General features: G+C 40.4%; 23 protein-coding genes. 5 read left to right on the top strand and 18 right to left on the bottom strand.

What is annotated here, in order from left to right:
• Positions 1 to 5 precede the first annotated feature (5 nt).
• Positions 6 to 1,295 carry a hypothetical protein gene (locus HBHAL_RS04365; protein WP_145955988.1) on the top strand — a complete coding sequence of 430 codons (1,290 nt, stop codon included), beginning with the start codon at positions 6 to 8 and terminating at the stop codon, positions 1,293 to 1,295.
• A gap of 649 nt (positions 1,296 to 1,944) precedes the next feature.
• Positions 1,945 to 2,220, top strand: coding sequence for a hypothetical protein (locus HBHAL_RS04360; protein ID WP_145955987.1), 276 nt, complete (start codon positions 1,945 to 1,947; stop codon positions 2,218 to 2,220).
• On the opposite strand, the gene HBHAL_RS04355 is transcribed toward HBHAL_RS04360, so the two are convergent.
• Positions 2,221 to 2,475, bottom strand: coding sequence for a hypothetical protein (locus HBHAL_RS04355; protein WP_014642143.1), 255 nt, complete (start codon positions 2,473 to 2,475; stop codon positions 2,221 to 2,223).
• A 379-nt stretch (positions 2,476 to 2,854) separates the two neighbouring features.
• On the bottom strand, positions 2,855 to 3,277 hold the full coding sequence (locus HBHAL_RS04350; RefSeq protein ID WP_014642142.1) for a hypothetical protein: 423 nt from the start codon (positions 3,275 to 3,277) through the stop codon (positions 2,855 to 2,857).
• 235 nt (positions 3,278 to 3,512) lie between these two features.
• Between HBHAL_RS04350 and HBHAL_RS04345 the strand changes: the two genes are divergently transcribed.
• Entirely contained in the window at positions 3,513 to 4,016 is a 504-nt protein-coding gene (locus HBHAL_RS04345; protein WP_014642141.1) for a cupin domain-containing protein, read from the top strand.
• Positions 4,017 to 4,068: 52 nt separating this feature from the next.
• Here the strand turns inward: HBHAL_RS04345 and HBHAL_RS04340 are convergent, their stop codons facing one another.
• From HBHAL_RS04340 to HBHAL_RS04285, 12 genes are all read right to left on the bottom strand, one after another.
• Positions 4,069 to 4,494, bottom strand: coding sequence for a GNAT family N-acetyltransferase (locus HBHAL_RS04340; RefSeq protein ID WP_014642140.1), 426 nt, complete (start codon positions 4,492 to 4,494; stop codon positions 4,069 to 4,071).
• 108 nt (positions 4,495 to 4,602) lie between these two features.
• Positions 4,603 to 6,177, bottom strand: coding sequence for an acyl-CoA synthetase MbcS (gene mbcS, locus HBHAL_RS04335; RefSeq protein WP_014642139.1), 1,575 nt, complete (start codon positions 6,175 to 6,177; stop codon positions 4,603 to 4,605).
• 445 nt (positions 6,178 to 6,622) lie between these two features.
• A complete protein-coding gene (locus HBHAL_RS04325; protein WP_014642137.1) occupies positions 6,623 to 7,471 on the bottom strand; it encodes a YitT family protein in 849 nt (282 codons plus the stop codon).
• 332 nt (positions 7,472 to 7,803) lie between these two features.
• Positions 7,804 to 9,675, bottom strand: coding sequence for a PAS domain-containing sensor histidine kinase (locus tag HBHAL_RS04320; RefSeq protein WP_014642136.1), 1,872 nt, complete (start codon positions 9,673 to 9,675; stop codon positions 7,804 to 7,806).
• 176 nt (positions 9,676 to 9,851) lie between these two features.
• Positions 9,852 to 10,718, bottom strand: a complete 867-nt coding sequence (locus HBHAL_RS04315; RefSeq protein WP_014642135.1) for a DNA-3-methyladenine glycosylase family protein — start codon at positions 10,716 to 10,718, stop codon at positions 9,852 to 9,854.
• Positions 10,719 to 11,553: 835 nt separating this feature from the next.
• Positions 11,554 to 12,333 (bottom strand): delta-lactam-biosynthetic de-N-acetylase, encoded by a 780-nt coding sequence (pdaA, locus tag HBHAL_RS04310; RefSeq protein WP_014642134.1) that lies wholly within the window; start codon positions 12,331 to 12,333, stop codon positions 11,554 to 11,556.
• Positions 12,334 to 12,419: 86 nt separating this feature from the next.
• Positions 12,420 to 13,724 (bottom strand): Na+/H+ antiporter family protein, encoded by a 1,305-nt coding sequence (locus tag HBHAL_RS04305; protein ID WP_014642133.1) that lies wholly within the window; start codon positions 13,722 to 13,724, stop codon positions 12,420 to 12,422.
• A 295-nt stretch (positions 13,725 to 14,019) separates the two neighbouring features.
• Positions 14,020 to 14,172 (bottom strand): SE1561 family protein, encoded by a 153-nt coding sequence (locus HBHAL_RS21700; protein ID WP_014642131.1) that lies wholly within the window; start codon positions 14,170 to 14,172, stop codon positions 14,020 to 14,022.
• Positions 14,173 to 14,325: 153 nt separating this feature from the next.
• Positions 14,326 to 15,681, bottom strand: coding sequence for a sensor histidine kinase (locus tag HBHAL_RS04300; RefSeq protein WP_014642130.1), 1,356 nt, complete (start codon positions 15,679 to 15,681; stop codon positions 14,326 to 14,328).
• Positions 15,669 to 16,388 carry a response regulator transcription factor gene (locus HBHAL_RS04295; protein WP_014642129.1) on the bottom strand — a complete coding sequence of 240 codons (720 nt, stop codon included), beginning with the start codon at positions 16,386 to 16,388 and terminating at the stop codon, positions 15,669 to 15,671. Before HBHAL_RS04295 ends, HBHAL_RS04300 begins: the two co-directional genes overlap by 13 nt.
• A gap of 38 nt (positions 16,389 to 16,426) precedes the next feature.
• Positions 16,427 to 17,374, bottom strand: a complete 948-nt coding sequence (locus HBHAL_RS04290) for an ABC transporter permease (protein ID WP_014642128.1) — start codon at positions 17,372 to 17,374, stop codon at positions 16,427 to 16,429.
• Entirely contained in the window at positions 17,374 to 18,291 is a 918-nt protein-coding gene (locus HBHAL_RS04285) for an ABC transporter ATP-binding protein (RefSeq protein ID WP_014642127.1), read from the bottom strand. The genes HBHAL_RS04290 and HBHAL_RS04285 overlap by 1 nt, the downstream gene beginning before the upstream one ends.
• Positions 18,292 to 18,652: 361 nt before the next feature.
• Between HBHAL_RS04285 and HBHAL_RS04280 the strand changes: the two genes are divergently transcribed.
• The gene (locus HBHAL_RS04280; protein ID WP_014642126.1) at positions 18,653 to 19,516 is read left to right on the top strand and encodes a mechanosensitive ion channel family protein; all 864 of its coding nucleotides are present in this window, start codon (positions 18,653 to 18,655) and stop codon (positions 19,514 to 19,516) included.
• Between the two features lie 5 nt (positions 19,517 to 19,521).
• Here HBHAL_RS04280 and HBHAL_RS04275 read toward each other — a convergent pair whose 3' ends face one another.
• The 3 genes from HBHAL_RS04275 to HBHAL_RS04265 all read right to left on the bottom strand — a co-directional run bounded on the left by HBHAL_RS04275 (position 19,522) and on the right by HBHAL_RS04265 (position 21,517).
• Positions 19,522 to 20,319: a YfkD famly protein gene (locus HBHAL_RS04275; protein ID WP_014642125.1), complete on the bottom strand. Its 798-nt coding sequence runs from the start codon at positions 20,317 to 20,319 to the stop codon at positions 19,522 to 19,524.
• Between the two features lie 63 nt (positions 20,320 to 20,382).
• Complete coding sequence (locus tag HBHAL_RS04270) at positions 20,383 to 20,994, bottom strand: YczE/YyaS/YitT family protein (protein WP_014642124.1); 612 nt, start codon at positions 20,992 to 20,994, stop codon at positions 20,383 to 20,385.
• 133 nt (positions 20,995 to 21,127) lie between these two features.
• Positions 21,128 to 21,517 carry an OsmC family protein gene (locus HBHAL_RS04265; protein WP_014642123.1) on the bottom strand — a complete coding sequence of 130 codons (390 nt, stop codon included), beginning with the start codon at positions 21,515 to 21,517 and terminating at the stop codon, positions 21,128 to 21,130.
• Positions 21,518 to 21,669: 152 nt separating this feature from the next.
• On the opposite strand from HBHAL_RS04265, the gene HBHAL_RS04260 reads away from it, so the two are divergent.
• Positions 21,670 to 22,842, top strand: coding sequence for an MFS transporter (locus HBHAL_RS04260; RefSeq protein WP_014642122.1), 1,173 nt, complete (start codon positions 21,670 to 21,672; stop codon positions 22,840 to 22,842).
• Positions 22,843 to 22,855: 13 nt separating this feature from the next.
• Here the strand turns inward: HBHAL_RS04260 and HBHAL_RS04255 are convergent, their stop codons facing one another.
• Positions 22,856 to 23,908: a metal ABC transporter solute-binding protein, Zn/Mn family gene (locus HBHAL_RS04255; protein ID WP_014642121.1), complete on the bottom strand. Its 1,053-nt coding sequence runs from the start codon at positions 23,906 to 23,908 to the stop codon at positions 22,856 to 22,858.
• Between the last annotated feature and the right edge of the window lie 6 nt (positions 23,909 to 23,914).

The raw sequence follows: 23,914 nt of genomic DNA, 5'->3' as shown, positions 1-23,914 counted from the left end.
TTTTTATGGATAATTATTACTTAACCTATTTATTAGGCTGCACCGCACTGGTTATTATTCCGGTTTCCTTTAAAGGAGCGAGCCGTACGTTTCAAATCATTTCTACTATATTTGTTTTTGCCGGAATCCTGATCTTTAGCTTCTCCGGCGAAAACTGGCTGACTCTCCCCTTACATTTTACTTCTACGGCTTTGCTTCTTAGTCTTTTATATTTCCTACCCTTTATTAACAATCTTATGGTGGTGGGCAAATATGACGAAGAACTGCAGAATCTGCTGCAGCTAAGAACAAAACATCTAGGGCAGCTGTATTACCGAAGCTCTTTAATTGCTTACATTCTCTGTCTTTTTGTCTTTTTTTCGGCTATTACTATTGTGCAGGGAGTGGTTAAAGATTCAGCACAGAAACTCAGCAAATCACGTCTTGATCCATTTTCCAGCCAATCCATCCTCCGCTCCTTTGCACTAGCCAACGTATGGAGTCCTATAGAAATTTTTATCGCCCTGACGGTTACGATTACAGGAGTAGCTTACTTTGAATTGCTGCCGTGGGCTCTATTTTTTTCTATTTCACTATTGCTTATCGACTGGTGCATTGGATGGTTCACCTACAGACAAAAGATTTATGAAGCACCGGAAACGTCTTCAGAGACATCCGGCAGTCAATTAATGGGGAAAGTCAGCTACTTACTCGGCATGCTGTTTTTATTTATTTTTCTCGCCTTTGGGGTACAGAAGCTATTAAGTATTACTTATTTTAATGCCGTTATCCTATTGATTTTGCCTTTCACTCTGTTATGGGCGCTTACGATAAAACAACTGAAAGAATTTATAAGCTATAACAAAAAAACCTGGGTTCCCCAGGTCAACGGCTTACAGAATCTAATGCTTTTGTTTATATCACTTGGTTTTTTCAGTGAAATGTTTGAACAGACTACAATGATTAATATGATTCAAACGCCCTTATTGCAATTATCTTCCTTGCCTTTACTGTTGTTCATAGCTATCCAGCTGGTTTCCCTGCTCTTCTCATTAATCGGCATCCATCCCTTAGTAACTATTAGCCTGATGGGAACCTTAATCCAGCCGTTACTGACCGAATTAAATCCTTTAAGTCTCGCTATTGTACTGTTAACATCCACCCTCGCGAGTGACGCTGCGGGTACATTTAATACGACCGTCACCATCATGAGCCAGTTAACAGGCAGGAATCCTTACCGCATAACGAAATGGAATATTGGTTTTGCTATATGGTTTGGAACTGCAGGAAGTCTGCTCGGATGGATGCTTCTCTAAAAATGGCTCTGGTAGAGTTTATTTGTGATTTTTCATAAGATCTTTATTACCCAATCGGGCCGTTTAGTTGAAGACTCGATTCCGAGATATTGGGTGGAGAAGTGGCTCCAGGGAACGGCTCGCTTTCCGCGGGCATGTGGTGAGCTTCCTCGGGCTTAACAGCCCTGCGGGGATCTCACCGATCATGTTCATCCCGCAGGAGTCTTCGCCGTTCCCTTCCGCCCTTTGCGATCATGGAGAGCTCGAAATCCTTTACGTAAATGCCTTCATATGAGGAAGAATAACCTATATGATCAACGCTGAGTACCGAGTCTCTTCAGGGTATAAACGCCTCTATAGAAGCATTTAAGCCGATTTAAGGTTCCCACTTTTTTCTACTGGGAGAGTCCGTTCACATGAAATGGCCGGGGTGGGGAGGAAACGACGAGACTCCCGCGGGAGAAGGAGCGAGGCGAGACCCCACAAGGAGTGTTAACGACTGAGGAGGCTTGCCAGTTCCCCCGCAGGAAAGCTAGTTGTTTCTGTAGCCGCCCTCCCCTTTTTGGCAAAGGACCCAAGTTATCTCGAAACTGAGTCTTAAGCAAACGGGAGCTTTACCTTTAAATCAAAAATGAAGTTTAACAAAGCCATAAAAATTAGGAGAGATATTATGTTCAAGGAGAAAAAATGGGGAGATTGGGTTAACCCTCTTTATCTCCCTCTTTTCACAGCCATTCCCATCGATTTATGGCTCATAATAAAAAAAGGACCCTACGCAAGCGTAGAATTATCCATGTATATCATAGCTATTTTATTTCTTATCTATTCAGGGGCTGTAGAAACCAGCCAGGAGGAAGTTAAGCACCGAGTTTTCGGGTATATTTACCTTGTCTCGGCGCTTGTTTTTGGAGCTGTAGGCCTTATGCTTTGGCTGGGCAACTCTTAATTAAATAAAGAAAAGCCATGGGAGTATCATTGGGATCGTAATAATAATGGTGACAATCAGCCACGCACTTGGATTTTCACTCGTTAATTGTTTCCGATAAGACATTCCCCACGCTAAAAGTAACAAAACGGACATGATGATACTGCGAAAATGAAGGTCCCCATCTTTATTGTTTACAAAGATGTAGACACCTCCCTCAATGAGAATCAGAATTCCAACCAGTATGTTAAAGATATGAGTAAATATCCTGCTCATTTAATGCACTCCTCGTTGTTGTCTTATTCATTTTAACCTCTTCAAGTATATTACATTCTTTTTATTTTTTTGACTATCATAAACATTTTATCGAGTTTTCATTAGACAATTTCTTTTACATCTTCGTCTTGATTCTCAGTCAAGTTCCCGATTCTTTATGACTCAGCTTCAACCCTGCACGATGCAGGAAAGTGTTCTAATTTGGAACTGCCCTGAAAGACATGACCGGCGTAAGCCGACCCTCAAAAAGGATTGCGTTTTTCCATTCATTGATGAGAGGCTTACGTCCCGAATAACTGAGTGATTGAACAAGACGAGACCTCCGTAAGGAATCATTATTTTCTTAACAAAAACTAGCCAGCCTGTAAAAACCGGCTGACTAGTACTTATTAAATAATTTCTCAAGTGGCTGCGTAATTTCGTAAATGGCACCTTTCTCCTTCAGAATCTTCCAATGATCCGCGTAAAAGTATATCTCTAATAAAGTATGCTGATTACTTGAAAGCTTTAAGGCGCCTTCGACATCTTCTGACAGTTCCGCATCCTCTTCAGGTGGAGATTGTTTTAACGTTCTTAATAAGTTTTTAATCTCCTGTTCTGTATCAATCGTAACAGTCTGTCTTCCATCCTCTAAATTATAATAAGTCAGGGTCATCGGACGTTCATATTCATTCCAATCATGAGGTGTAACTGCATCCTGGCTGAATTTTACCGGATTAAAGAAATACCTTTGATCTATGTAAACTAGAGACAAAATTATCGTAAATAGAATACCCATTATTATGATTATTTTCTTTGCCATTTGCTCACCTCGTTTATTATTCTAACAATATTAGTAATATCTTTCCAATTCAACAAGCACATTTTTAAACTATTTACATTATGTTAATATAATATTTAACTATCTAGCATAAATTGCGTCTCTGCATTATCATACGATCATAAGTTGGTAATAGTTTCATTTATATTCAAAAAATGTTTATCTTCTTTTATGTATGGTTATGTTTCACTGGAAGAGATATTGAAAGGAGAGACTCATGAACACAAGTATAGATCGCATTTTGCTGAAAGAGGATGGCTATTATCCAAATCATCCCTATTTGCCAGCGTTAGTTTATCGTCAGGCAATGGATATGCCAACAAGGGAAGCTGAAAGATTATTCAAGAAAAACCGGTGGTCCAACACATGGGTGGGCGGAATATTTGATTACCACCATTACCATAGCCGAACGCACGAAATTCTAGGTGTGATAGAAGGTTCAGCCCGCTTGAAGCTAGGCGGACCGCACGGACAAACACTGGAGGTTAAAAAAGGAGATTTAATTATTCTTCCAGCCGGCGTGGCTCATAAAAATGAAGGGGCCACTGTTGATTTCCAAGTTCTTGCTGCCTACCCATTTGGAGAATCATTTGACTTAAAAACAGGCGATAAAAAAGAATACGAAGAAGCTCTTTCTCAAATTCCTGATGCGCCGGCTCCTGCAGCAGATCCCCTCTTAGGGGAAAATGGACCGTTAATGGAATTATGGAACCGGTCATAAATAATAAAATCCGCTTTAAGGTAAATTCTTAAAGCGGATTTTGATTAGAAATTCATAGCTTTTTATAGAAACCAGTAGCTTTTCCGACAAAACCAAATCCCTCATAGATCTTATGGGTTACTTCACGTTCTTTACGGTTACCACTGTTTAACTGAATCGTTTTGTCACCTTTTACCTCTGACCACTGCTCTGCCTCTTTCATGAGTAATCTTCCCACACCTTCTCCTTGATGTTTTCTATCTACTACAAAAGCAATGACTCGAACATGAGGGCTATCGGTATGATAGGCATAACTGAAACTCATCCCAATCATGCCAATGACCCCTTCAGTTGAGTCATATACAAAGGTTTTGAAATCATTATGAGGTAAAATCACTTCTAAGCGCCGCCTCATCTCGTTTTCTGTGGCTGGATAACCTAATGTTTTCATAAGTTCTGCCAGATTATTGGCATCATCTATGACAGCTTCTCTAATCATTGACTCATTCTCCTATCCCTTTCAAAAAAAAAGACCCATTGATGAGTTTTCTCAGCAACAGGTCTTGTCTTTCAATTACAGTCTCAGATAAGCTTCCTATTAGGCAGCCTATCTGGAAGCATTTTCTTTTTTACGAAGCTCTACGCGACGTATTTTTCCGGACGTCGTTTTAGGAAGTTCTTCGGTGAACTCGATTTTTCTCGGATATTTATAAGGTGCCGTGGTGTTCTTAACATGGTCCTGTAATTCTTTTACTAGATTATCTGTTGGCTCATAGTTGTTCTGAAGTACAATAAAAGCTTTAACAACATTACCACGAACCTCATCAGGGCTTGAAACTACAGCACACTCCTGCACAGCTTTGTGCTTCACGAGAGCATCTTCTACTTCAAAAGGTCCAATGGTGTAACCGGAACTGATAATAATATCATCACTGCGACCTTCAAACCAGAAATACCCATCTTCATCTTTTCTCGCCTGGTCCCCTGTCACATAATAATGTCCACGATGAGACATTTTTGTGCGTTCCGGATCCTTATAATACTCTTTGAACAAAGCAGGAGTATCCAGATGCACAGCGATATCTCCAACTTCTCCCGTTTCCACAGGTTCAGCAAGTTCATCAATAATTTCAACTTGATTCCCTGGTGTAGGACGTCCCATGGAACCAGGACGGACCTCCATGTCTTTCAAAATTCCTACTAAAAGAGTATTCTCTGTCTGACCATAACCATCCCTAACCGTTACATTGAAATGATTCTTAAAAGTATCAATAACTTCCCTGTTTAGTGGTTCACCTGCAGAAACAGCGCTGTGCAGTCCAGCAAGCTTATAATCATCAAGATTATCTACTTTAGCCATCAGGCGGTATTCAGTTGGTGTACAGCATAAAACGTTAACATTGTGCTCATCCATAAGGCTTAAATAGGTTTTCGGATTGAATTTCCCTTGATACACGAGACCTCTTGCACCCGTACCCAGGACGGATAAAAACGGGCTCCACACCCACTTCTGCCAGCCTGGCCCAGCTGTCGCCCATACTGTATCACCATCTTGAATAGCAAGCCACTTATAAGCAGCAGTCTTCAAATGAGCGTATCCCCATCCATGGGTATGAACCACTCCTTTTGGATTGCCTGTCGTTCCAGAAGTGTACGATAAAAAGGCCATATCGTCGCTAGCTGTGTCAGCTGTTTCAAGAGTAGAACTGTAATCCTCTAATAATCCGTCAAAGTCAAACCAGCCTTCTTTCGAACCTCCTACAGAAAATTTAAGGAGTTGTTCACTTTCTTTCACTTCATCCAAGTGTTCTGTAAAGGGATGGTAACTGACGACCGCACGTACATCCCCATGAGTAATCCGGTACTGCAGGTCTTTCGCACGCAGCATTTCTGAACTTGGAATAATAACTAATCCAGCTTTTAAAGCAGCTATATATACTTGATACGCTTCAATCAATCGAGGAATCATGACAAGGATTTTATCTCCCTTTTGCAAACCATGGTCCAGAAAAGCATTTCCCATCTTGTTTGCCTGATGCAGCAGCTGTTCATATGTAACTTCTTTTCGGCCACCTGCTTCACTCAGCCACAATAAAGCCTTTCGGTCAGGATCTTCCGCGAACTTCTCCATCTCTGAAACTACGTTATATCTTTCAGGGGCAATTAATTCTTCACGATCCACTTCATATTCCTCCTCTACCATAATGAGCGTCTGTTCATTTTTTACAGCAAACTAATTATATCAAATATTCTTAATTATTCAATCAATTTAATTTTACCCAGGGCAAATCTATTGAGCTAAGTAAATTGACAGAAAATAACCCCTTCATGTATGATTAACGATAACAAGTTCGTTCGTGAGGAGTGAAAACTTATAATGGAAAGAAAAACCGGAAACATGATAAGCCCATTGCCGCTCTTACTTATCAGTCTTTCCATGATGGTTATTTTGTTATTTTTCTGCTTTTCTTATCTAATAGGCAGCTATAACTACTCCATAGCTTCAATTATCGCTGTTAGCTTTATAAATGCCTCTGCATTATTAGGCTTCACACGTATTAAAAAACCTTATAAAAAAGCCTTCAGACTAAAATAATGTCTGAAGGCTTTTTCATGTTCTTATTCAATTAAGCGAGACGTTTGAAGTTTTCTCCTAGTATTTCGTTCATGGAATGGACCGTAATAAATGCTCGCTCATCTACAGATGACATAAACTTTTTCAAGCGAGTATAATCTTTTCGGTTTAAGATGGTCGTAATGACTTCTTTGTCTTCCTGATTAAATGCACCTTTTGCATAGTGAATCGTTGCCCCGCGCCCCAGCTGCTGAACGATGAAATTACGCACAAGATCACTTTCCCGGCTGATAATAACAATTTCTTTATTGTTATCAAATTGCTGTAGCGCATAATCAATCACTAGGCCATTCAGAATAACTCCGAAGAAAGCATACATACCGACTGTTGGACCAAATATAAAGATGGAAGACGCGGCAATTGCTATGTCAGAGAAAAGCACGCCTTTGCCTACTTCAATAGAAAAGTATTTATTAAGAATCATCGCAATGATATCTGTTCCGCCTGTAGAGGCTCCTTGATGAAAAACAATGGCCATTCCAGATGCCGCAATAATTTGACCAATAATTAGTTGAATCAGTAAGTCATTGCTCAACGCTTCCTGCATTGGAACATAGGTTTCCAGTCCCCAAACCATGAAAGATAGAGCAAAACTAGCATAGATGGTTTTCGCTCCAAATTGAAAACCTAAGAATATAAAACCAACAATAAACAGAACGATATTTAAGCAGATCATTATCATTCCTAATGATAGATCAGGGATGACTTTATTCAATACGATTGATAAACCACTGACTCCCCCTGTCGCTAGATCGTTTGGGGAAAGGAAAAAGTGAACATTAACCGCTACGCATAAAGCACCTATATTCATCATTAGAAAGGACCATATTTTTTTAAGCATCAGTAAGCCTCCTTTATTGAAAATATTGAAAAATATTGTCGAACGAATGAATAGTACAATCGGGATTATAGAGCCCTTTTATGCGTTTGTAAACAGCTATGATTGTAAAAAAGTATTTTATTTTATGTAAGCGATTGAAGCTGAAAAATTCACAATTTTTACTTTTCCAATCCTGCCTTTCACTCTTTATATCTAAGTCAAATTCCCTAAATTTTATTTTACAATTAAGAGTTTCAGTCCGATATAAATAAGAAGGAAAAAGACAGCCATAAAATAAACCACCGCATAAATATGCAGTGGTTTAAAAGAGGTTGATTGTTTTCATGACTATTCTATTTTGGCAATCGAACAGTTACCGTCGTTCCTTCTCCCTTTTTACTTTCATATGACATCGTGCCATTAAGATCAGATACGATTTTTTTCGTAACCATTACTCCTAGTCCTGTTCCTTTTTCTTTGGTAGTGAAGAAGGGCTCACCGATTTTAGCCAGTTCTTGAGAAGTCAATCCAGGACCCTCATCACTAACGGAAATCGTTAGTTCCTGACTCGACATTTCCGCGTCAATCACCACTTCCCCGCCATCCATCACATCAATTGCATTTTTAATTAGGTTGATGAGGATCTGGTTCAGACGCTTCGGTTCTGTATCGATTTCATCTTCTAAGCCTTTATGTTGAAATACAAGCTTCACACCTTTATCCTTCGCTTCCTGTTCCAGTAAACGAATGACGTAAGAAACAATATGCTCTGGAGCTACTTGTTCTAATTGGATAGATGATTTTGGTTTGGACAACATCATGAAATCCTGTACAATTGCTTCGATCCGGTTCACTTCATCCAGAATAATATCTTGATAATTATCCCTTAATTCTGGATTAGCCGCTCCAATTTGCAGGAATCCTTTTATTGCCGTCAAAGGGTTTTTAATCTCATGGGCAATTCCAGCCGACATTTGAGTAATAGTAGAAAGCTGCTGGGATTTTTCTTTCAACTGCTCCATTTCTTTAAATTCAGTTACATCTTCATGAATTCCTATCACGTAATCGGTTCCATTATTTTCTACCGGAAAACCTCTTGTCCGTATCCATCTCTCTTCCCCATTACTGTTTTTCACCCGATACTCTACTTGATCTTTCTTTGTTCTCATTAGCTTCATAGACTCTTCGACTTTTGAATGATCTGCAGCATTAACCACACGTAGGATAATGGACGGGTTATTAAAGGCTTCGCGGCGGGAGATTCCAAATAAATTTTGGAAAGAAGGACTGATATAATGGACTTCATTAAACTGAGGGTCACTAATCCAAAAGACATCTTTAATATTGTTAGCAAGCAATGCAAACCGTTCCTCTGAATCCTTTAAAGCTTGAAGCTGCTTTTTATATTGAGTGATGTCCTGGGCAAATACCGTTATTCCAAGTTCCGTAGGGTGAACCGTCATCAGTACGACCGTATTAGTCTTTTGAATGAAACCTTCGAATTCACACGTCTCCTGAGTTTCCATGGCCCTTAAATAATATTGAAAAAAATTATAATATTCATTGATAGGATAAACATCCCATAACTTACGATTACAATTTTGTTCAAAAGTAATGCCAGTGATTTGTTCCATCTTCTGATTCGCGTAGGTAATCTCCCAGTTATGGCTGATAATGGCTAACCCGTGAGGAAACTTGTCTACCAGATGGGTCATTCGATGTTTCAACTGCGAACTCTTAGAAGTTGAATAACGAATGCTCTGTTTTTTCGGTTTTTCAGCTAATGTGCCTTTAAAGGATTTACCAGCGGACAATTGTTCCTCTTCCTTGGTCACTTGTACAGAATCTTCAGGATGAAGTCTCTCATTTCTCACTTTCTCCCGTAAAGAAAACGCAATCTGACCGTTAGTAAGATGAACCATTTTACAATCCCATGGTCGAAAGGTGTTCCCGTTGTTCACCTGCAGGGAGATGTCACGTAGTCCTTCTGTTAATAACTGGTGTAAAACACGTTGCAAAGTATTTTGACTGGATGAAGGGAAGGATTGAAGCCATTTGGTGAATGATAACTCAACATCTTCCAGTTCAAGTGTCCTTTGCATCTCAGGATTTAGTATAACCTTCTGAAGACGCAAATCCAGTAAACAGCCAGGTGTGCCATTCATACTAAGGACATCCAGAATTTCATTACTATGGACTTGGTCAGAATACCTTTCTCTTATCACCAATATTAAGACCTCTTTTCCTTTACCGTTCAAGATTTTCCAATACGTGTATTATTATAACGCATCAAGGGAAAATTTTGAATATTTTCAAACAATTATTCTTAAAATTTAGGTTTTATTATCTTTACATTTTATTTAATTAAAATGGATATTATGACTTTATTCTACTTTGTTTATTATTCAATACTTCTCCATAAAGTCAGGGAAGCGTAGCTTTGATAAGGAGGCCAGCTTTCACTGAACGATTCCATCTGTTCTTTGGAAGGCTTATCTTCCAAATTAAAATAGGATTTTAGCGCATTTTGTATACCGATATCTGCTTTAGGCAGCAGATTTTCCCTTCCCACTCCGAACATCAGCCAATTTTCAGCTGTCCAGGGACCAATACCTCTAATTTTTACAAGATGCTTCATTACCTCTTCGTCTGCCTGACGGGCTAACCACTCCAGATCCAACTCACCTTCAACTATTTTACGGGAGGCATCGATCACATATTCAGCCTTCCTCTGGCTGAACTGAAGCTTTCTCAGCTCTTCATAAGGGACCTCAGCAACGGTTTCAGGTTCAGGATAAAACCAGACGCCGTCCTTTTGGTATCCCAGCCGTTCGACAAACCGAGTACTTAACGTATGAGCAAATTTCATATTTAACTGCTGATGTATAATGACTTTAACTAAGCAATCGTACAAATGAAAGTCCTTGACGATAGGTGTACCTGGATAAGCTGAAAACAAATCTGCAAGGTTGGTGTTAAGAAAATGGCTCTGGACGTTCTCAAGATTACGATCCCATTGGAATAAGTATTGCACATGCTGAATCAAAGCTTCTATGGCATCTTCATCTTCACTGGAAATACTAAAAGATGGACGAGCAGTGGTGCCATGGGCCTGGACTCGGACTACATGAGAACCGTTGGTTAGCTTCACAGGAACATCTACCCACCGCTCCTCTTGATCCAACTTCGTTAAAGGGTCATATGACCATCGCTGCAATGTATAATCGAAATCATAATAACTATTTGCTGTAAGTATTTCTTCCCACACCCCTGTAACCTCCTTCGCTCCAAGTGATCCATTATAATGTGTTTCCTTACCTTTTCCCTACTCCATTAATGCCTAATCTAAATTTAATATTACATGCTAAAGTCTTTTCGAAATAAAGTCTCACACAATGGGGATTTTAACTAAAAAAATAACGTGGATATCAAACAGATCCTTTAATAAAAGAATCTTTTAACCGTTATTGTTGAATTTTCCGGAAGTAGAATATTGCACTAAAGGGCCGTTTAGTTGAAGACTCAGTTTCGAGATATTGGTTTGCCGTGAAGGTCCTGCGGGGGACGATTTCGCTTTCCGTGGGCATGTGCTGAGCCTCCTCAAGCTTCGCTTTCCGGGGTCTCACCGATCATGTTTATCCCACAGGAGTCTTCATCGTCCCCCTCCGGACCTTACTAAATCAGAATCTCGAAACCACATTAAACATCACCTGCTTGATGAGGCCTTAGACCATGTGGTTTTCTACCTATTCTCAGGATGTAAAGACCCGCAATAGTCTGTCACAAAAGCATTTCTTAAAGATGAAGGAGAACCTTTCTGTTCTAGAAGGTCCGTTCGCAGTATTATAGTTAGGTTGGTGGGGAAATGGCGAGACTCCCGTGGGAGAAGGATCTAGGTGAGACCCCACAAGGAGTGAAACGACTGAGGAGGCTCACCAGTTCCCCCACAGGAAAGCGAGTTATTTCCCCACCAACCCTTATCCATCTATCGTAACGCACCCATTTATCTCGAAACTGAGTCTTAAATAAACGGGAGCTTATCTTTAATATCGTCAAAAAGGTATAATAAAGCCTCTACACGCGGTGCGTGTAGAGGCAGTTTGTTACAGGCTCAAAATTGGAAAAGGAAGCAGTTTTTTTACCATTAAATCGTTAAGGCTGCCGAAATGGTAGCCGCGTTTTCTAAGTTCATCAATTAATTGCTCTAGAGCTTCCGCATTATCCTGCGAGACTGTATGCAAAAGAATGACAGCCCCAGGATGGATTTGGTCGAGGACACTATGATAAGCATACTCCCAGCCTTTTTGGTTATTTGTTTCCCAGTCCTTAAAAGCAAGAGACCAGAACGCATGGGTATATCCAAATTCTTTGGCCCACTTTAAAGTTTGTTCATTAAACGTGCCCCGAGGTGGACGGACAAATGTCATGGTCTCCTGATCTGTTAGTTTTTTCACTTCCTGATTTACTTTGTCCAGTTCCTCTTTCATTTGTTCCTTAGAAACTTTCGTGAAATCAGGATGGCTCCAAGAATGATTTCCGATTAAATGGCCTTCATTAGCCATGCGTTTTAACAGATCCGGAGCGCTTTGAATGTAATGCCCGGTCACAAAAAAAGTAGCAGGCACTTCTTTTTCCTTTAAAATATCTAATACTTTCCCTGTATATCCCTGTTCGTATCCATTATCAAAGGTTAAGTAAATAACAGGAGCTCCAGAAGAATCGACATAGAATCCATCCTCTTTTTCCAGCATAGGCCCATACCGGCCTACATCCGGTGCTTCTCCATTATTGCTTTTTTTGTACCCCCAGCCTTCTGCCTGTATCGATAATGGCTGAAGAAGAAACGTAAAGGCTACAAGTAAAGACAGCATATATTTCCACATGACTACCACTCACTTTTTGCTTAGTATGCGTGAGTCAGCAGCTAAATATAAAGAAAGACAAGTGGGAATATTACCCACCGCCTTTATTAAAGAATTAGTGCAGCAGCCCATCCGAAGATGAATAACGGAATATTATAATGAAGGAAAGTAGGTACACATGTATCCCAGATGTGGTTATGCCTGCCATCCGCATTCAAACCGGAAGTAGGTCCAAGTGTGCTGTCGGACGCCGGCGAGCCTGCATCGCCCAGAGCGCCTGCAGTTCCGATCAGAGCTGCTGTAGCCATCGGTGAAAAACCGGCACTGACGCATATAGGAACGAATAAAGCTGCTAGAATTGGTACGGTCGCAAAGGAAGAGCCAATTCCCATCGTAACAACTAGTCCTACGAGCAATAAGATAAAGGCAATCACAGCTTGATTATCTCCGATATAATCAGAACTGATTTCCACTAATGCACTTACAGATTCCGTCTTGGTTAACACATTGGCATAACCTGATGCTACAAGCATAACAAAGGCGATAAACCCCATCATTCCAATTCCGTCGTTAACCACTTTGTCCCCTTTTGCAAAAGGAACAACACGAAAGATAAACATAATGATTATTCCAGCTAGAGCAGCGAGGATCAGGTTCTGCCAGAAAGCCTGGATAAATAAAGTAACTAAAATAGCAAGAATCGTCCATACATGTTTAGTCTGAAAACTCTGGCTTTTGACGGGTTCTTTCACCACAGATTCAGCTTCATCAAGAACAGGGGCTTCCCGCTTCTTCCGATATGTGATTAATACAGCTATAAACAATCCAACGACCATTCCAGACCCTGGAATAAGCAGCGACTGGGCTATAGATCCGATGCCGAGACTAATTCCATTGGCATTCATTGCCTCCTGAATGGTCTCGTGAAAAAGAAAACCAAAACCTACTGGGATCATGACGTAAGGAGCTTTCAAGCCAAACGTTAGCGCTGCAGCAACAGCGCGACGATCCAGTTTCATTTCATCGAAAAGCTTTAATAACGGTGGTATTAATATAGGTATAAAGGCAATATGAACAGGTATAACGTTTTGGGATAAGCTTGCAACAAAAGCAATAACGAACACAATCATTGTACGTCTGCTCTTTAATGCACGAAGCAGGTAATTGACCAGTAAAGCCGTGATTCCAGAGTAACTTATAGCTACAGCAAAGGCCCCAAGCAATACATAACTTAAAGCGACACTTGCCTGGTCTCCCATTCCATTAACTAGCATTTCCACGGAGGCCTTAAACGATTCTCCGTTCATTAAACCGGCGGTTAGTCCGGCGGCAATAATTGCGATAATGACATTAATTCGTAATAGACTTAAAATCGTCATTACGAGGACAGATACAATGACTGCCCAGGCCATAATCCATTCTCCTCTCTACGTCTATCTTTTATTTATTAGCGATTTACCATAATAAAGTACAATATTAAAAAAATCAACCCTCTTATTCGAGAGTCAACCTAGAAAAAATTCACATAAATAATAATAGCCGCTATAGCTATGCTTGAACCCATAAGAACCTTCTTTTGTGAATGTTGAATGTAACGTCCTGACACTTTACGGAAAAGAGCCATAATAAGGGTCAGCATAAACAAAAAGCCGAGCACAGGGGAAATATAAAAAATCAGAAGATCCAGTTCATTCCCCTCCTTTTTTATTATTTGTTCATTTTATTTTCTAATTCTTCAAGCATAGAAATTAAATGATCAATATCTTCTACAGAAGTGTCCTCCGGCTCCAATTCTTCTATTCGAATCATGAATTCAGATAATCGTGTTTTTAAATCATCGATTCTCTCTTGCTGGGTCATATTAACGAACTCCTTTTTGTACTTTTTCAGCCATGCTTATCATAGTACAAGCATAGCTTTATGTCTATCATGAACTTACTGGAAGATAAACGCTCTAATCTTACAGCTGATAACCTGCCTGTTTACTACCAAAGATGAAAAAGAATGAATTTCTTATACCAATTCTTTCTTTAAAAATGGAAGGGTGAAAGTGATCGTACTTCCATAATTAAGTTCACTATCAGCCCATAGAGATCCTCCATGTTGTTCTATTATGGATTTTACAATGGCGAGCCCAAGCCCCGTACCTCCCGATTCTCTTGATCGTGACTTTTCCGCTCTGTAAAAACGTGAGAAAATCTTAGTAAGCTCCTCTTTTTCCATCCCTTCCCCATTATCTTTAACGGATATGGTGAAATTAGATTCATCATGGTCGATTCTAGTGGAAATTACTATAGAATCAGCTCCATATCGAACAGCATTTTCTGTTAGATTATTCATTACTTGAGTTATTCTAACAGGGTCAAGCGATAAGGTTACGGAGGGAATCTGCCGAGGGACATCGATACACACATTTTTGCTTTTACCGTCTTCTACTGCATCGTCTAATAAAGATTGAAAGAAAACACGGCTGTCCACAAACTGCTGATCCAAAGGCAGCTGCCGAAGATCCAATTTAGAAAATTGAAAGAGGTCTTCTATTAGATGGTCCAGCTGATCGGTTTTTTGCCTGATCACCCGAAAATACTTTTCCTGCATTTCATCCGTTTGAGCTACTCCGTCCTGCAGTCCCTCTACATACCCTTTAATTGAAGAGAGTGGAGTACGAAGATCATGTGAGATATTGGCAATTAGTTGTTTACGGTCTTCTTTAAATTGTTCTTCTTTTTCCTGTGATTGTTTTAAGTGTGTTCTCATCGTATTAAAGCCACGGATAAACTTGCCTATCTCATCCTTTCTTCGATACTGAATGGGATAATCTAAATTACCTTCTTTAACTTCCTCCGTTGCTGCATAAATTTCTTTCAAAGGACTAAGAATTGTACGCGAGATATACCAGGTCCAGCCGATTATAAGCAAGATGAGTGCGATTAATCCGCTTCCAACACTAATGAGGATACTCCTTAAAATTGTATCGGTAAATGGCAGTTGACTGGATAATTCGACAAATAAGATGCGGCCGTCTTCAGCCTGAACATGAAAAAGAGTGGAACTATCTACGATAGCTTCATTATGAGGCGCAGCTTCGGGGTCCTTGTATGAGGTGAACACGGTTTCTCCTTCAGCATCCTTAATGTTAATTTCTGCTGCGTATTGATTCACAAGCGCGTTGAGTTCAAGATCGGAAACAGAAGTCTGGGTTAATTCTCTTTTAATTGTGGATTCTAATTCATTCATCGAATCTCGGTAAGAACGTTCTTTTTCTTCTAATTCTGAAGATTGGAGTTGAAGAAGGGAACCTGTCACCCCAATAGGGAGGAGAATAAGGGAAAGAAACGCTAAGATCAAACGCACTTTCAATCGTCCCATGATGATTCAACTCCTCCCTCGAATTTATAACCTACTCCCCACACAGTCCTAAGATAGACAGGATTAGAAGGTTCTATTTCAATTTTTTCTCGAAGCTTGCGCATATACACCATTAAAGTATTGAAATCACCCATATGGTCATAGCCCCAAATCTTATCAAAAAGCTGCTCCTTCGTGAAGACTTGTCCTTCATGACTAGCCAGCAGATGCAGGATCTGAAATTCCCTTGCTGATAACTCAATCGGGTGGTCTTTTATTCGAACCTTGTACTCACTAGCGTCGATGGTTAAATCCCCAAACGTTAAAATATCCTGTTGGAGTGAGTCATCGTGTGAAAAGTGTCTATAGCGCCTGAGTTGTGCTTTAATCCGTGCTACTAACTCACTTGGACTGAAAGGTTTCGTAATGTAATCATCAGCACCAATGCCCAGTCCGATAATTTTGTCGGATTCACTTTTTTTAGCTGTCATCATAATAATCGGGATCATCGATCGGGAGCGGATCAGCCTGCATAATTCCATTCCATCAACTTTTGGAAGCATTAGATCAAGTACAGTAAGGGTAGGATTTTCATGTTGAAATAAGTCCCACCCTTCCTGACCATCCTTTGCATGTATCACTTCGTATCCTTCCATCATTAAATAGTCTCTAACTAAGTCCGCAATTTCAAACTCATCTTCGACCACAAGAATTCGTTCATTTTCCACCTTAATCCCCCCATCCCTTCTACAACTTTAGTTAGCCATTATACGGCAACGTCTCTTTGTTTGAAAATCACCCAGGAGGATATGAGAAAAACAAAGAAGTAGATGAGGAGCACAACAATGGAGAAGGTCATCGTCATCCCTTCTACAACCGGTGTTCCATCGACATACTGCATGAGATTTGTATTAGCGAAAAGTACAAATCTAACCCAGTCATACTGGCTTAGCAGCTGGACAATCTGAGGACCTGTAAACATAAGAAATATGGAAAACCCAATCGCTAATGAACTACTTCTGAAAATGGTAGAAATCATAAAGGCCACCGTAGCCATCATAATAATTTCAATACTTCGGAAACCAATCAAACTGATAATGTGCCCCACCATATGCTGCTCAACAACCTGACCACCGGTATAAGTCAAATAGGGAAGATCTGATGCTGCGTTACCGAAAAATGCAAGACCAATAATATAAGAAAACCCAAATAATAAAACAAGCATGAAAAGAGCAAACATCATCGTTGTAATAAACTTAGCCAGCAAGATTTTTCCTCGGCGTACAGGACGGATCAACAGCAGTTTGATCGTTCCTGTAGAAAATTCACTGGCTACAATCCCTGCTGCGATGACTATAGTGAATAGAGTGGCAATTGCTGTGAAATTAGTTGCGTCTATCATAAATCCCCACAAAGAGTCTGCAGAAACAGGCGGGAGGTCATTGTCTAAACGATATTGCTGAATGGCAATTTCTTTCCCCATAGCTTCTCGACCCGCTTCAATGGCAGGACCGTTTTCCATACCTTCTTCCATCTGTGCAATTCTCGCTTCTGCTTGATTTCTCCAATTGGACTGGTCTCCATTATCCAGCACATACTTCTGTAACATCGCAAAACCAAGTAGCAAAGTGAGAAGAATCCCGATCATAATCCAGGTTCCTGTTTTTTTATAAATTTTAATGTGCTCATTCTGTAGAATTTTCAGAAAATGCATTATGATTCCTCCCTGGTTAATTCTAGGAATGTATCTTCCAAGGTTTGTACATTAGAGTAGATTTGATAAAGCTTGATTTGGTTTGATATCAGTAACTCAGCTACTTCAGGGATCTCTTCTTCTTCTGAAACAGTCAATTCAATCCAGTCATCTTGCTTTTCGGGCTCCCATGATTGGTCGGTTAATAGCTGGAAAGCTTTTTCAACAGGGGCAGCTTTTAACTTAACGGTAAGATCTATATTTTCACTTACAAGATCCTGAATTTTCTCTACACGAATCAACCGCCCGTGTTGTATAATCCCAATTCGGTCACACATAAGCTGCATCTCGGACAGCAAGTGGCTCGAAACAAAAACTGCCAGGTTCTCTTCATGAGCGATCCTTCGGATATACTGACGTATCTCCCTTATACCTGCAGGATCAAGACCATTCGTAGGCTCATCAAGGATCAATAGTGATGGCGAATGAAGAAGAGCCTGAGCAATCCCCAGCCTTTGTCGCATCCCTAGAGAATATCCTTTTACTTTCTCGTCGATTCTCTTTTCAAGTCCTACTAGTTTAATGATTTCCTCTAGACGTTTCTTTGGAATGTCCTTCGGGGTAAGGCGAGCATAGTGTTTCAAATTTTCAAGTCCGGTAAGATATGAATACATTTCAGGATTTTCAATTATGCCGCCTACTTGGGCGATAGCCTTTTCAAAATCACGCTGAATGTGATGACCTTGAATATAAATCTCTCCTTCAGACATCTTCATGAGGCCTACAAGCATTCGAATCATTGTGGTCTTACCGGCTCCATTGGGTCCAAGGAAACCAAATACTTCTCCTGGATAAATATCGAGTGATATCCCGTGGATAATGGGTGTGTTTCCTATACTTTTCTTAACATTTATGATTTGAGCAATGGGCTGGGTCATTTTTGTTCCTCCCCTTACGTTTCTTAATCATATTATCCCTCAAAAAACTTAAAAGACGTTTATAAAGTTCTTAAAAATAACTTAAAAATAACCATTTAAACAATTGGAAAAAAATGTCACCTCAGGTCATCCATATTATGGATGACCTGAGGTGACAGTTTTTACAAAATGGATGATCTTTTATTACATTGGATAATGAGGTAAATACTCGCTTATGTTTGTGGGGATTTTTACTCTTTAAGACTATGCTTAAGAGATCATATCGAAAATGAAAGTTAAGACAAGCATAGCTCTATGTCCATCGTGGACATACTGGTGGATAAACATGCTATAATACTTGCCTAAGAGGAGGTCGAATTCTTTGGGTTTAGATAATATAAATTTCAAAACATGGATAGAAGAACCAAGTCCAGCAGTAGTTATTATAAGCAGCGCATTTTTACTTTTCTTAGCTGTCATTATTACCAGGAAAATAATTCAATCATTCTTTAAACGTACCTCCTTTATCGAGGAACGAAAAGAGCAGACCTTAGAATCCATGATTAACTCCATCATCAGTTACGCAGCTGTCATAGGATTTATTTTTATTGTACTCGATCAATTCATTCCTATTGGCAGACTGCTGGCCGGGGCTGGAGTCATTGGTATTATTATTGGGTTTGGTGCTCAGAACCTGATTAAAGATTTTTTCAACGGTTTGTTTCTCCTTTATGAGAAGCAGCTTCATAAAGGTGACTTTATAACCCTCAATAATACTTTTCATGGAACGGTAGAGGAAATCGGCCTCCGGTTTTTAAAAATCCGGCAATGGAGCGGCCGTCTGCTTACCATAAGCAATGGACAGATTACAACCATTGAGAATTATAACTTTGAGCATATGCGTGTGATTGAAAAAGTTACGACTAACTTCAAAGAAGATCCAAAGCGCATGTTTGAGGTTTTAGAGGAAGCTTGTGTGCGTATGAATGAAGAACTATCTATCTATGTGAAGAAGGATTTAGCGGACAAGCCAATTGAGCCTTTTCAAGTCTATGGCATGACCTCTTTGAACGATCACTATCGCGGTTATGAATATACAGTGACTGGACTGGTCTATGACCTTGTTTACTGGACAGCTGCCAAAGAAACCCGGCGGATTCTCGCTGAAACCATGCATAAACATAAGGTCGCTATGGCTGAGCAGCGCATTGAAATGAGGACTTATTCCACCGAAACGGGAGAATAAGTCTTCTACTCTGCAATCAATCGAAAGCTTATGTGATTCTCTACGGGAATCCAGGCTCCGATTTCCTGCTTGGTTACGTTTTTTACAATAACCTTTTTGTCGCTTCCCTTTAGCTGAATGTAAACATCCCCAAAAGCTGCTTCTCCTGTTTCCTTAAGAGCGGGAGCATATGCCTGCAGAACACCTTTGTAATCAACAGCTACGTCGTAAGTCTTACTATGAGTCGTCCCCCTGCCGATCACGGTTTGATAAGCAAGCGGAAGGTCTGAGTTGTTTTGCGCTTCAAGCAAAATCATTTCCCTCAATTGATCACTATGGCTGGTTTGAGTAGTCAGGCCACCCTGAACCTGCTTCTCTACGATTTGCTCATAACTTAATTTTTTAGTCTGAGGGCCACTTACATTATCAAGTTCATTCTCATTAATTTTTTGATATTTCCAGTTCACCGTGGTTTCTTTAGAGTGATAAGCAAGCGGCCAGCGTCCAAGGAAGATCTCCCCTCTATATCCGATCGCAAAAGGGGAAGGAGTGATCGACGTTTCATTGAACATTTCAATTAGTGTCGGGTTGGTAATTTTCACATTTGTATCTTTGAGAAGCTCGTGGGTTCTGCTTTCTTTATTCAATTTCCTATCTTCGCCATTCTTATTTGTGTACGTATTATTTTCAGAAATGTTAACCGCGTGACCTGGCACACGGGTATCGTTTCTGTCTTCCTGCTTCGCTTCAACTGCGATTCCTGATAAACAAGCCCCCATCAGCCAAACCACTGCAGCAGTTAAAAGGATTTTTCTTACCTCCATCTTTCTGACCGCCTTTCGTTTTTCTTAGTCTGCGGAAGATAGAGTCCTCCTATGCTGGAAACCTCAGGAAAGCAATTTATTCATAGCCCATTGAGCTTTTGTATCGAAAAACTGAATGGCCGGCCCGATTCCTATTAAAATAACGAGCGTTCCAAAGCCAATCGGCCCTCCGAGTATCAGAGCTCCTACCAATGCAAATGCTTCGGTAAGTGTCTTGGAGAGTGTCAGACTAAAGCCGAATCGTTTTTGCAGAGCCACCATAAACCCATCCACCGGATTTAAAGAGAACTTCGATTGCAAATACAAAGCGACTCCAATTGCAATAGCGACAATACCACTGAGAAGGATAATTAATTGCTCCCAGAACGTAGAGAACGCAACCGTATTCAATGCGCCTAAGAGCCAAAAATCGATAACTTTCCCCAGGATTAATATAGTAATGACCGCCAGTACATCAGGGCGCTCTTTTGCGATGAGAGCGTTGCTGACAATTAACAATGCACCGATGATAATGACCCAGTTTCCGACTGTAAGTCCAAAAGACTCTGTTAAACCAACGTTTAGCGCATCCCACGCTCCTGCTCCTAAATCGGCTTTAATCGTTAAGGATATACCAAATGCAATGATAACAATTCCAACTAAATAGAATATTGCTTTTAAAAGCATGCTTTTCATAAGCTACTCTCCTTTTTTCTATAAATAATGTATTACATTGGGATTTATTTTTTATGAGTGTAAGATGGTTTACAAAAACTTTCCACAAAAAAAGAGCGCTTACCCTTCATTAGGATAAGGCTCTTTAATATTACTAGCTTAGTTCGATGCACTCAAGTGTTTCTTCTACTTCAATACTGTTTTGAACTGATTGTACCATCGAGCAATTATTTCTTGATATATCAAGATTTTTCAGCAGTTTATCCTGGTTAAGACGATAGCCTTTCACAGCATAATGGAGATGGATTTTTTCAATTCGATTCGCCATCTCCGAGTTACGTGTAACATCTGCTGTAACTTTGATGTCTTCAAACTCAATCCGCTGTTTGTCTAGTATTTTACGGAAGACTCCAATGCTGCAACCGGCAATGGAAGCTACCATTAATTGATAAGGCCGAAAACCGAATGCTTCGTCTCCTGAAATATTTAATTGTCCATAATCAAATGACGTACGTACCCCGTTCTCTTTTAAATAAAAATCCATGTTCTCCACTCCTTTCGAATTTTTCAAGCCTTTACTTATATAGTAACCGTTTTAACCCTTGTCATAACCTTCTAAGTAAAAAGACTTGCCCTATTTATTGAGATTCCTTTACGATAATGAAGGTATCATATATTTGGAGAGGAGGGAATTCTTTGGTCTCCACTCGTACAAGATTTTGGATTTTAATTGGACTGGTTACGATATCAGGATTTTCACAGGGCATGCTTCTTCCCCTGCTCGCTGTTATTCTTGAACAAAACGGAATTTCCTCTTCGATCAACGGCCTGCATGCAACTGGGCTGTACATCGGGATTCTCATTTCCTCTCCCTTTATGGAAAAACCGCTTCAGAAGCTTGGCTACAAGCCCGTGATTATGATTGGAGGAGCTCTTGTATTCATCTCCCTGGCTCTTTTTCCATTCTGGCAGGCTTTGTGGTTCTGGTTTATATTAAGAGTCGCAATTGGAATCGGTGATCAGGTGCTTCATTTCGGAACTCAGACTTGGATTACCGCTACATCGGCCTCTCATTCACGAGGCAAAAACATCGCTTATTACGGGCTATTTTTCAGTTTAGGGTTTACCATTGGCCCCTTAATGACCAATTTACTTGAGTTTAGTATTTACTTGCCGTTTCTTTTGTCTTCCGGACTCAGTTTAATGGTCTGGCTTATGATGTGGAGAGTTAATAATGAGACTCCTCCAAACGATCAGGCTACCGCTTACGGAACCAGTTCTTACAAGCGGTTCCTCAAGGCAATTAAAATCGGCTGGGCCGCATTTCTTCCACCGATGGCTTATGGATTTCTGGAGGCCACTCTCCACGGTATTTTCCCTGTCTATGGTTTAAGGATCGGACATGATGTGAATGTGCTGTCGTTTATTATTCCATCTTTCGCAGCAGCCAGTCTGTTATCCCAAATCCCCCTGGGAGCACTTAGTGATCGCGTGGGGCGTAAGATTGTTATCCTGACCGTTGTTTCAGGAGGGATCGCCGCCTTTATTCTGGCGGCGATATTTGAGGAATCTACCCTTGGCTTATTCGCTACGTTTGCGATGGGCGGACTGTTTGTCGGCTCTTTATTTTCGTTAGGAATTTCATACATGACCGATTTGCTGCCACGGGAGCTTCTGCCGGCAGGCAATATACTATGCGGGATGGCCTTTAGTATTGGAAGTATCCTTGGTCCATTTCTATCCGGCGCCTTCTTAGATTTTATGCCAGGGCTGTCTTTCTTTTATATTATTGTTGCTCTTTTAGTTATTGTGTTTGCTGCCACCGTATTATCGAGAGATCCTCAGACACAAAAAACTGCGGACGCCTAAGTCCGCAGTTTTTTTATTCAGATAAAGCTTGGTTTAATTTCTCCAGGTTCTGCTTCATCAGACTGATATAATTTTCATCATCCTGAATATCCTCTTCTGTAAGAACTGAAAGATTATGAATGCGCAGGGGTTCAGCTCCAATTTCACTTTGAACAACCTCCGCAACTTTAGGGGTGACGTTCTGTTCGAACAGAACGTGGTTCAAATCATGAGCTTCGGCCGTTTCAATAATATTCTCCAGTTCCTTTTGGGAGGGCTCATTGGATGGACTTAAACCGGAAACGGCAATTTGTTCGATTCCGTACGCCTGCTCCCAGTACCCATAGGCTGCGTGAGAAACAATGATTTCATTTTTTGGTTTGTTTTCTAACTGTTCATGAAATTGATGATCTAAATCCGTAAGCTTCTGTTTTAGTTTTTCAAAATTTTGGTTAAACTGCTCCTCTTTCTCGGGCTTTAGCTCTATAAGCATTTCTTTAATATTTTCAGCCAACTGAATCGAACGGATCGGATCCAGCCATACGTGAGGGTCATTCTCTCCATGATCATGGCCTTCATGATCACTCTGCTCTTCACCCTCATGAGACGTGCTATCTTCTTCGTCAGCATGATCCTCGTCTTCATGCGCATGCTCATCGCTGTGTTCAGCCTCTGTAGAGTCTTCCCCATGGGTATGTCCCTGCTCCTCTAAATCTATCCCTTTAGCCGCTTCTAATACTTTAACGTCTTCAGGTTTCAGAGAATCAGAGATTTTTTGAGCATAACCTTCCAGGCCTGCTCCATTATATATAAAGGCATCCGCCTCAGCCATATTCACCATTTCTTTAGTGGTTGGCTCGTAGGTATGCGGATCGGTTCCTGGAGGCAGAATGGTTTCCACTTCAACCGCGTCTCCTGCTATTTGTTCTGTAAAATACTGTAAAGGATATACAGTTGTGTGGATTTGCAAGGCAGACTCTTTGTTTTCTCCAGATGCATCATCTTCCTGACTTGAAGTATCTTCGCTGCACGCCGCCATGGCAAATGTTAAGATCGTTATAAATAATATAATAGCTAGTTTTTTCACCGTTTC

This window comes from Halobacillus halophilus DSM 2266, assembly GCF_000284515.1.
GTDB lineage: Bacteria > Bacillota > Bacilli > Bacillales > Halobacillaceae > Halobacillus > Halobacillus halophilus.
Note: the sequence above shows the minus strand (reverse complement) of the source record. Positions and strands in the feature narration are given on the sequence as shown.